The sequence below is a fragment of the Dellaglioa sp. CoH-57-MRSF-16 genome (genome assembly GCF_056782055.1).
In genome coordinates this window covers 1-301 of record NZ_JBXAXZ010000136.1, presented here as the reverse complement: position 1 = coordinate 301, position 301 = coordinate 1, and the positions used below count along the sequence as shown (strand labels likewise).

At 61.1% G+C, this 301-nt stretch carries 1 protein-coding gene; it reads right to left on the bottom strand.

What is annotated here, in order from left to right; all coding sequences use genetic code 11:
• The coding region (locus AC1RPH_RS08180; protein ID WP_481762090.1) for a hypothetical protein at positions 1-301 on the bottom strand (301 nt) is incomplete at both ends.

The following is a 301-nucleotide window of genomic DNA, read 5'->3' as shown; positions in this document are numbered from 1 at the left end:
GCCCCGAACACGGTGCCGCATACTGTTCGGCCCATGCCTCGCGGATCGCGCCCATAATCCGACCTTGGTTTCGTGCGGTCTCCACGTGCACGATACGTCGGTGGATAGCGGCCTCCAGACCTGTGGGAAGTTTGTCGCCGTAGCCCAGAACGCGGCGCTCGATCTCGCGTACCAGAGCCGTGAGGTCACCTGCCCACACGTCGGTCGCGCCCATGCAGTTGGGCTGTGCCGTTGTCTGAAGGCGCTTAAAGCCACTGATCTTAGCGGCCTTGAAAATGTCCTTAATGTGCACCGTTTCTCC